The sequence below is a fragment of the Prevotella sp. MGM1 genome (assembly GCF_002933775.1).
Taxonomy (GTDB): Bacteria; Bacteroidota; Bacteroidia; order Bacteroidales; family Bacteroidaceae; genus Prevotella.
Genome location: NZ_BEWV01000072.1, coordinates 1 through 9,307, shown reverse-complemented (window position 1 = coordinate 9,307; position 9,307 = coordinate 1). Strand labels below are relative to the sequence as shown.

At 54.6% G+C, this 9,307-nt stretch carries 7 protein-coding genes and 1 tRNA gene; 7 read left to right on the top strand and 1 reads right to left on the bottom strand.

All coding sequences use genetic code 11. The features are described from left to right. Window positions 1-130 precede the first annotated feature (130 nt). A tRNA-Ile gene (locus MoGM_RS02280) sits at window positions 131-204 on the bottom strand. A 253-nt stretch (window positions 205-457) separates the two neighbouring features. Here MoGM_RS02280 and MoGM_RS02275 point away from each other — a divergent pair. The 7 genes from MoGM_RS02275 to dusB all read left to right on the top strand — a co-directional run bounded on the left by MoGM_RS02275 (window position 458) and on the right by dusB (window position 9,049). Continuing rightward, on the top strand, window positions 458-3,094 hold the full coding sequence (locus tag MoGM_RS02275; protein WP_104368592.1) for a cation-translocating P-type ATPase: 2,637 nt from the start codon (window positions 458-460) through the stop codon (window positions 3,092-3,094). Between the two features lie 48 nt (window positions 3,095-3,142). Then, window positions 3,143-4,108, top strand: coding sequence for a bifunctional riboflavin kinase/FAD synthetase (locus tag MoGM_RS02270; RefSeq protein WP_104368591.1), 966 nt, complete (start codon window positions 3,143-3,145; stop codon window positions 4,106-4,108). Further along, window positions 4,105-4,908, top strand: coding sequence for a CPBP family intramembrane glutamic endopeptidase (locus MoGM_RS02265; RefSeq protein ID WP_104368590.1), 804 nt, complete (start codon window positions 4,105-4,107; stop codon window positions 4,906-4,908). The genes MoGM_RS02270 and MoGM_RS02265 overlap by 4 nt, the downstream gene beginning before the upstream one ends. Before the next feature lie 83 nt (window positions 4,909-4,991). After that, a complete protein-coding gene (locus tag MoGM_RS02260; RefSeq protein WP_104368594.1) occupies window positions 4,992-6,290 on the top strand; it encodes a DUF2851 family protein in 1,299 nt (432 codons plus the stop codon). 149 nt (window positions 6,291-6,439) lie between these two features. Further along, window positions 6,440-6,829: a thioesterase family protein gene (locus MoGM_RS02255; protein WP_104368593.1), complete on the top strand. Its 390-nt coding sequence runs from the start codon at window positions 6,440-6,442 to the stop codon at window positions 6,827-6,829. Next, window positions 6,826-7,959, top strand: coding sequence for a DNA-processing protein DprA (gene dprA / locus MoGM_RS02250; protein ID WP_104368589.1), 1,134 nt, complete (start codon window positions 6,826-6,828; stop codon window positions 7,957-7,959). Before MoGM_RS02255 ends, dprA begins: the two co-directional genes overlap by 4 nt. 55 nt (window positions 7,960-8,014) lie before the next feature. Then, entirely contained in the window at window positions 8,015-9,049 is a 1,035-nt protein-coding gene (gene dusB / locus MoGM_RS02245; RefSeq protein WP_104368588.1) for a tRNA dihydrouridine synthase DusB, read from the top strand. The last annotated feature ends 258 nt before the right edge of the window (window positions 9,050-9,307 follow it).

Genomic DNA, 9,307 nt, shown 5'->3' with positions numbered 1-9,307 from the left:
CCCGCCCCCCCGAATCTCCCGCTGACCCGAAAAATCCGCTGACCCATTGTATAGACTCTGTTGTATAAATGTGGTTTACAATACGAAAAAAGGCTGAGTGATTATAATCACTTAGCCTTTCTGTTTTCGGTGGGCCATCCAGGGCTTGAACCTGGGACCTCCAGATTATGAGTCTGTTGCTCTAACCAACTGAGCTAAAAGCCCGACAAAATCAGACAACCGTTCTGATTTCGAGTGCAAAGGTACGTTTAATAAATTAAATATGCAAATTTTTTATGCAAAAAGAAACTAAATAATTTTACATAGAGCGGTTGTTACGCCCTTTTTTGACTAACTTTGCACGAAGACAGGCGGTATGCCGGGCGCTCCGGGAGTGTTATGGCGGCCGGTCATCGGTATTATATATTGATCGATTGAAGATTATATTTTAAGTAAAAACCATATTTGGAAGTAAGGAATGGAAGAGAATAAAAATCGTCCCGAAGTGAGGACAGACGGTCTTACGGACGCAGAGGTGGCTCAAAGCCGCATCAAGCATGGAGAGAATATGCTCACCCCGCCGGTGAGGGTATCCCTTTGGCGGTTGTATATAGATAAGTATAATGACCCGATAATAAAGATATTGCTCGTCGCCGCGGGCGTGTCTCTCGGTCTGGCTTTCGTCGAAGGCAACTTCGCCGAGACGGCGGGAATATTCCTTGCCGTGTTTCTCGCCACTACTGTGGGATTTTATTTCGAGCGTGACGCCGCCAGGAAGTTTGACGTGCTCACGGCAATGGGCGAGGAAGAGCCGGTGAAGGTGGTGCGTGGCGGCCGTGTGACGGAGATTGCCCGCCGCGATGTCGTTGTTGGCGATGTGGTGATAATAGAGACGGGCGACGAGGTGCCTGCCGACGGCGTGCTGTTTGAGGCCACCGACCTGCAGATAGACGAATCGGCGCTGACAGGTGAGTTGATTGCCTATAAAAGCACCGATGGCGCGGACGACGGGGCATATCCGTCGGATGTTGTGCTGCGGTCGACAATGGTAATGGCCGGTACGGGACGAATGACGGTGACGGCCGTGGGCGACGGCACGGAGATCGGGCATGTGGCAGGCAGTTCCACGGAGCTGACAGCGGTTAAGACACCCCTCAACATGCAGCTCGACAGGCTCGCCTCTCTGATAAGCAAGATAGGAACCGGCGTGGCAACATCGGCACTCGTGATATTTCTTGTACACGACATACTCACCAATCCACTTTGGCATACCGATGATTACATCGGGATGACGGGCGTGGCGCTGAGATATTTCATGATGGCCGTCACGCTTATAGTGATGGCTGTGCCGGAGGGTCTGCCTATGGCTGTCACCCTTGCGCTTGCCCTGAACATGCGGAGGATGCTTAAAAGCAATAATCTCGTGCGTAAGTTGCATGCCTGTGAGACGATGGGAGCCGTGACGGTGATATGCACCGACAAGACGGGAACACTGACACAAAACAGAATGCAGGTGGCCGAGATGGTCTCGGGATGTGATGAGTGCGGTTCCACTCAGTCACAGGTCATGCAAGGCAAACTGTCAATCGCCATCGCTGCCAACACTACCGCCGAACTGAACGACGGACAGGGGATAGGTAACCCTACGGAGGCGGCTTTGCTGTTGTGGCTCGAAGGCAACGGCGAGGACTATCGTATGTTGCGTGAAGAAGCGCGCGTGGTGGAGAGGCTTCCTTTCTCCACGGAGCGTAAATACATGGCCACGCTGTGCGACGTGGGTGGCGAGCGGTGGCTGTTTGTAAAAGGCGCGCCGGAGATAGTGATGGGGCATTGCGCCATGACGGATGGAGGGCGCAAGGAAATGACCGCCCGGCTGACGGCTTATCAGAACAAGGCCATGCGCACTCTGGCTTTCGCCTGCAAGCGCACGGACACGGTGGATATATCGGGGATGACGTTTCAGGGAATCGCCGCCATCAGCGATCCGTTGCGCAAGGAAGTGCCGGACGCCGTTCGGAGTTGCCGTGATGCAGGCATCGACGTGAAGATCATAACCGGCGATACCGCAGCCACGGCCTTGGAGATAGCCCGGCAGATAGGCGTGGCGGATGCGGATGGTTTCCCGGTAGACGGAAGAGACGCCTCTCCGGGAAGAGATGATGAGGGATTGAGGATTGATATCACCGGCCCTGAGTTTGCCGCTTTGTCTGATGCGGAGGCTTATGAGCGTGTGAAAGAAATAAAAGTGATGAGCAGGGCACGTCCGACAGACAAGATGCGGTTTGTTGAGATGCTGCAAAAGCGTGGCGAGGTGGTGGCCGTCACGGGCGACGGCACCAACGATTCGCCTGCTCTCAACCATGCCCATGTGGGTTTGTCGCTCGGCTCCGGCACCTCGGTTGCCAAGAATGCGAGCGACATGACACTGCTCGACGACTCGTTTAACAGCATTGTCAAGGCCGTGCAGTGGGGCCGTTCGCTCTATCGTAATATCCAGCGGTTCGTCTTTTTCCAGCTGGTTGTCAATGTTACGGCATTGCTTCTTGTTCTCGGCGGGTCTATCATAGGTACCGAGTTGCCGCTTACCATACCGCAGATGCTGTGGGTCAACCTTATCATGGATACCTTTGCGGCGATGGCTCTTGCCTCGTTGCCGCCTGAAAGCGACGTGATGAATGAGCGTCCGCGCAGTCGCGGCGAGTTCATAATAAGCAAGTCGATGGGCAGGGCTATACTTATTATAGGAATATTGTTTTTCATCGTGATGTCGGCCATGCTCTATTATTTTGAGAATGTAGCCGGCGTGTCGGCCGAAGAGCTTACGGTCTTCTTCACCGTTTTCGTGATGTTGCAGTGGTGGAACCTGTTCAATGCCAAGGCGTGGGGCACGTGTGGCTCGGCTTTCCGCGGCTTCACGGCAGACAGGGGGCTGCTGCTCGTGCTTGCGATAGTGTTTGTAGGCCAGTGGCTTATAGTCACGTTTGGCGGCACAATGTTCCGCACGGTGCCTTTGTCTGCCGATACATGGATCATGATAATGGCCGGAACATCTCCCGTGATGCTCATAGGAGAGGTGTTGCGTATGATTTGCTCAAAGAGGGCGGCGGCTGTGTGACATCGTAAAGTGGAGACGGATATACGGTGAAGATTAATCAATCGGAATATGACAATCGTTAAATATACGGATATGGATGATGTCGCCGCGGAGTGTGTGGCCACTGTCGGTTTCTTCGACGGTGTGCATCGGGGGCATCGTTATCTGATAAAACAGGTGAAAGAGGAGGCGGAAAGACTGGGAGCGGAGGCCGTTGTAGTGACGTTCGACCGCCATCCCCGCCAGGTGCTCGGATGCGATTATCGTCCTAGAATGCTTAATACTCTTGACGAAAAGACGGCGCTTCTCGAGTCTACGGGTATCGACCGTTGCGTGATATTGCCGTTCGATGAAGCCATGTCACGTCTTTCGGCACGTGATTTCATGAGCGGTGTGCTTCGCGAGAGGATCGGAGTGAAAATTCTCGTGACAGGATATGACAACAGGTTCGGCCGTAACCGCAGCGAGGGTTTCGATGAATATGTTCGCCACGGTGTAGACATAGGCATGGATGTGGTTCTCGCCAAGCCGCTGATACTGAACGGAGTGAGCGTCAGCTCGTCCGTAATCCGTTCTTTTATTGAAGCCGGCGAGGTGGAAATGGCTGCCCTGTGTCTCAACAGCCATTACTCGATGACCGGTTGTGTGGTAGACGGAGAGCATGTGGGCAGGGGGCTCGGATTCCCTACCGCCAACATCGAGCCGGACGATGCAGACAAGATCATTCCCGCTACGGGTGTCTATGCCGTGTGGGTTGAGATGGACGGAGAGCCTGTCAGGTATCATGCGATGATGAACATAGGTTTCCGCCCTACGTTCGGCGGAAACCGCCGTACTCTCGAAGTGCATATACTTAATTTCTCGGGCGATATCTACGGCCGTAGGATCAGCGTGTCGTTCGTAGGCCGCCTGCGCACCGAACGTAAGTTTCATGGTGCGGCCGAGCTTGCCGCACAGTTGCGTGAAGACGCCCGTCTTGCTGTCGGGATACTGGAAGAGGATGTAAAAAAACAAACAACTGATATACGATTATGAAAAAAGCGTTTATATATCTCATGGTGTTCATGGGCCTGCAAGTAGGTGTGACCGCTGTCGTGATGTTGATAATGAGGTTGACCGGTGTTTCCGGTGACCCGTCGGCCGATAGCCTTATAATATCCATGGCGGCGTCAAGCATTGTCGCCGGAGCCGTGTTTCTGATTGCCCGGTGGGGCCGTGTGTCGCGCGATTATGTGCGGTCTCGTCCATGGGGGGTGCTGTTTTGGTGTGTGTTGGCCTCTGTCGGCATGGTGATACCATCCACATGGCTGCAAGAGAAGTTGCCGGAACTGCCCGATATGCTCGGCAGTCAGTTTGCCATGATATTGAAAAACCGCTACGGGTATTATGTGGTGGGGCTGCTTGTGCCGGTTGTCGAGGAGCTTGTTTTCCGTGGAGCTATACTGCGTGCGCTGCTCGCCGGTTTCAAGAAGCATTGGATAGCCATAGCCGTCTCGGCTCTGTTGTTTGCCCTTGTGCACGGAAATCCGGCGCAGATGCCCCATGCTTTGATCGCCGGGATGCTGCTCGGATGGATGTATTACCGTACGGGAAGCATTGTTCCGGGTGTGGCATATCACTGGGTGAACAACACGATAGCATATATACTATATAATATATTGCCGGATCCGAACGTCCCCCTCATCGTAATCTTCAACGGCGACGGGCGTGCGGTGCTGGCAAGCGTGCTGTTCTCGCTGTGCATCCTCCTGCCGTCCATATACCAGCTGAACATCAGGATGAAAAGAGCGGATGGCGGGAAGCCTGCCGTTCAGGATATATCCGGCGGAGTGTGATATACATGCGACCATGCGATAGCTGACGGTTTGTCGGGTGATTGCCGCATCGACATAATTTAATGAATAACCAAATAATCATCATGGAAAAACTCCTGCATTACGTATGGCGCCATCGCCTGATGCCGTCAATGTTGGCGACAACCGACGGCCGGTCGGTGGAACAGATAGATCCGGGACTTCCCAACAACGGAGCCGGACCGGATTTTTTCAATGCCAAGGTGAGAATCGGTGGTACGTTGTGGGTCGGCAACGTGGAGATACACGACCGGTCGGCCGACTGGGAGCGGCATGGCCACGGGCGAGACCGTGCGTACGACAATGTGGTGCTGCATGTGGCGGGAGATACAGACTGTGATGTATTCGATTCGCAAGGACGCCGTATACCGCAGATAAGGCTTGAGGTGCTGCCTCATGTGCTTGAAAACTATGAGACATTGCTGCATGAAGATAAATATCCGCCTTGTCACCGTGTTGTCGCCACGCTGCCCCGGCTTACCGCCCACTCATGGATGGCCGCGTTGCAGACGGAGCGTCTCGAACGAAAAACGGCCGATATACGTCGCAGGGCAGAGTTGTGCGGAGGCTCGTGGGAAGATGCCTGCTTCATCACGCTTGCCCGCAACTACGGGTTCGGCATCAATGGCGATGCCTTTGAGCAGTGGGCGTGCCGGGTGCCGCTCGCTGCCGTGGCCCATCATCGTGACGATTTGTTCCAGGTAGAGGCCGTATTCATGGGGCAGGCGGGGCTGCTCACCCCTGAGTCCATACCTGAGCGGTATCGCGACGGGGCGCTCGCCGATGATTACTATAAGCGTCTGTGCGGTGAGTATGCCTATCTGTCGCATAAGTTCGGTCTGTCTCCGATGGACTGGAAACAATGGAGATTCCTCAGGCTCAGACCGCAAAATTTCCCTCACATACGTATCTCGCAACTGGCAAACCTGTATCACGGTCGTAGGATGGGGCTGCGGGCGCTTGCCGAGTGCGATTCCGTTGACTCTCTTCGGGATATGATGCGCACTCATGTCACTCCATATTGGGAAACCCACTACACGTTCGCTTCGGAGAGCATGAAGAACGAAAAGCGCCTGTCGCCTTTCTCCCTCGACCTGCTTATGATAAACACGGCCATTCCGGTGATATTCGCTTACGGGCGGCATATATCCGATGAGCGGCTTTGCGAGCGTGCGGTTGATATGCTTGATGGCCTCAAACCTGAGAATAACCGGATAATAAGAATGTGGCGCGAGTGCGGACTCGACGTGCGTTCGGCCGGTGACAGTCAGGCATTGATACAGCTCAAAAACGAGTATTGCGACCGAAAAGACTGCCTGCGGTGTCGCTTCGGATATGAATTTTTAAAATCAAAGGAACGATGAGGCTTTTGGGATGAAAGGGTGTCCGTGAGTTGCGGTGTTTTTGGAGTGTACATAAGGTTTATTTAGCTTCAAGATAAGACAAGTTTACTCCCATGCACCTTTCCCGCTCTACAATAAAACTCATTTAATTCAGCAAAATATAAATGACAATGATGGAATATCAATTTGAAACGAAGATGGAAGTCCGCGACTATGAGTGCGACATCGAAGGAATAGTGAACAACGCCAACTATCTGCATTATGCGGAGCATACACGACATTTATATCTCAAAAAGTGCGGACTGAGTTTCGCCGAGATGCACCGCCGTGGCATAGACGCGGTGGTGGCGCGGATGAATTTGCAATACAAGATGCCTTTGCGGTGCGACGATGAGTTCATGTCCCGTCTGTATGTGGAGAAAGTGGGCTTGCGGTATGTGTTCCACCAGGATTTCTACCGTCTGCCCGATGAGCGGCTTTGCTTCAAGGCCGTGACCGAGGTAGTGTGCCTCGTTGACGGCAAGATGTCCGGGTGCGACGAATACGACGGAATACTATGACGGCCGGCAGCGACACCCTTTATGCGATGGCGCTGACACGTATCAGCCATTTCAATTATGCCGCCGCTCTCGCCCTCTATCGTGAGTTGGGCAATGCCCGTGCCATATACGACCATCGTGCCGATATCGGCGACATTGTCGACGGCTGTTCGCCAAGGCTCTCTGCTGCCCTCGCGTGCTGGGATGAGCCCCTGCGGCGTGCAGAGGCCGAGATGGAGTTCATGCAAAAGCACGGAATCAGGCCGCTCACACTTGCCGACGACGGTTATCCGCGGCGGCTTAGGGAATGTGCCGATGCACCTATCGTGCTCTACTATCGGGGTTCGGCAGACCTCAACGCTCTCCGCGTCGTAAGCATGGTGGGCACACGTCATGGCACAGTCTACGGGCAAGACCTCATACGCAGGTTCATGGCCGACCTCAGAGACCTGTGCCCGCAGACGCTTATCGTCAGCGGCCTGGCATACGGTGTCGACGTCTGCGCGCACCGCAATGCGCTGGACCACGGTTTCGATACCGTGGCGGTACTTGCCCACGGGCTTGACTATATCTATCCGTCGTCGCACAGGGACACCGCCGTGCGGATGCTCGACCATGGCGGTCTGCTCACCGAGTTCATGTCGTCTACCAAGGCCGACAAGGTGAACTTCGTGCGGCGCAACCGTATAGTGGCGGGCATGGCCGACGCCACTGTTGTCGTTGAGTCGGCGGCCAAGGGCGGCAGCCTTATCACGGCGGGTATAGCCCGTGGCTATTCGAGAGACGTGTTTGCCTTTCCCGGTGCCGTTGGCGCGGCAGGTTCAGAGGGGTGCAACAATCTGATACGCGACAACTGCGCCGGTCTTATCACCTCGGCTTCCGATTTCGTGCAGGCCATGGGGTGGGAAGATGCCGCGGCGCTGAGCCGTGCCAAGGCCTCCGGTATAGAGCGTTCGCTGTTTCCCGACCTTACAGGTGATGAGTTGCGGATAGTGGATCTGCTGAATACGGCCAACGACTTGCAGGTGAACATAATAACGGCGAAGACCAATCTACCCATAAGCCGTGTCACCTCGTTGCTCTTTCAACTCGAGATGAAAGGCGTGGTAAAGCCGCTTGCCGGTGGGATGTATCATTTGCTGGGCAGGTGAATGTTATGATATTTGACTACGAAAGAATGCTGACAACCATAATAAACCGATTGACATGAAAATAGGCAATATAGAATTTGGCTCTCGCCCGGTGTTTCTCGCACCGATGGAAGATGTGACAGATATTGGCTTCCGTACGCTGTGCAAGCGTTTCGGGGCATCGATGGTATATACTGAGTTCGTAAGCGCCGAGGCGTTGGTGCGGTCGGTGAAGTCGACGATGGGCAAGCTGGCGATAAGTGACGATGAGCGTCCCGTGGGAATACAGATCTACGGCCGCGACGTAGAGTCGATGGTAGAGGCCGCCCGCATCGTGGAGCAGGCCCGCCCCGACGTGATAGATATCAATTTCGGCTGCCCCGTGAAGAAAGTGGCCGGTAAGGGAGCGGGTGCGGGCATGTTGCAGAACATCCCGTTGATGCTCGACATCACACGTGAGGTGGTCAAGGCGGTCAACGTTCCCGTGACGGTGAAGACGCGCCTGGGTTGGAACAGCGAGCAGCTCGTCATCACGGAGCTTGCCGAGCGGTTGCAGGACTGCGGCATACAGGCGCTCACCATCCACGGACGCACCCGTGCGCAGATGTATACCGGCACGGCCGACTGGACGCTGATAGGCGAGGTGAAGCGCAATCCCCGCATTCATATTCCGATAATAGGCAACGGCGATATCACCGCTCCCGAGGAGGCGCGTCTCGCTTTCGAGCGTTACGGCGTAGACGCGATAATGGTTGGCCGTGCCACGTTCGGCCGCCCGTGGATATTCAAGGAGATAAGGGATTATTTCAATTCGCGGGCTGTTGGCGATGGGGCTGTCATGGGGGGTGAGACCGGTGGATTGGCTATGGATGCCTCTCATCCGCTTACGCTCAACGACAAAATCGACATACTCGAAGAGCAGCTTCGCATCAATGTGGAGCGTATAGACGAGTATCGTGGTATATTGCATACACGGCGGCATCTTGCCGCAAGCCCCATATTCAAGGGTATACCTGATTTCAGGCAGACACGTATTGCCATGTTGCGGGCATCTACGGTAGAGGAGCTGGTGGGCATACTGGAAGACGTGCGGCGGCGCCTCGCTGAGTGACGAGGCTGTGCACGCTCACGTCTTTGTACGAATAAAATCACGGATTTAACACTTTGTTTTCTGTTGAAATAGAAACCGAAGACGATACACACCGATATACAAGACGCGATATGCCGCTTTTCGCCATCCGGCGAAAAGCGGCTTTTTTTTGCGACGGGATGCCCGTTGGAGTGCGTTGGGTTGCCAATCGCGTCGCGTTTGGCGTCCCGTTGGCTTGCGTTTAGCGTCTGAATGCGAGGCAACGGGACGCTGAATGGA

What these genes read in the sequence shown, in the direction of transcription:
- MoGM_RS02275 (WP_104368592.1), top strand. Translation starts at nt 458, where the DNA reads ATGGAAGAGAATAAAAATCGTCCCGAAGTGAGGACAGACGGTCTTACG.
- MoGM_RS02270 (WP_104368591.1), top strand. Translation starts at nt 3,143, where the DNA reads ATGACAATCGTTAAATATACGGATATGGATGATGTCGCCGCGGAGTGT.
- MoGM_RS02265 (WP_104368590.1), top strand. Translation starts at nt 4,105, where the DNA reads ATGAAAAAAGCGTTTATATATCTCATGGTGTTCATGGGCCTGCAAGTA.
- MoGM_RS02260 (WP_104368594.1), top strand. Translation starts at nt 4,992, where the DNA reads ATGGAAAAACTCCTGCATTACGTATGGCGCCATCGCCTGATGCCGTCA.
- MoGM_RS02255 (WP_104368593.1), top strand. Translation starts at nt 6,440, where the DNA reads ATGATGGAATATCAATTTGAAACGAAGATGGAAGTCCGCGACTATGAG.
- dprA (WP_104368589.1), top strand. Translation starts at nt 6,826, where the DNA reads ATGACGGCCGGCAGCGACACCCTTTATGCGATGGCGCTGACACGTATC.
- dusB (WP_104368588.1), top strand. Translation starts at nt 8,015, where the DNA reads ATGAAAATAGGCAATATAGAATTTGGCTCTCGCCCGGTGTTTCTCGCA.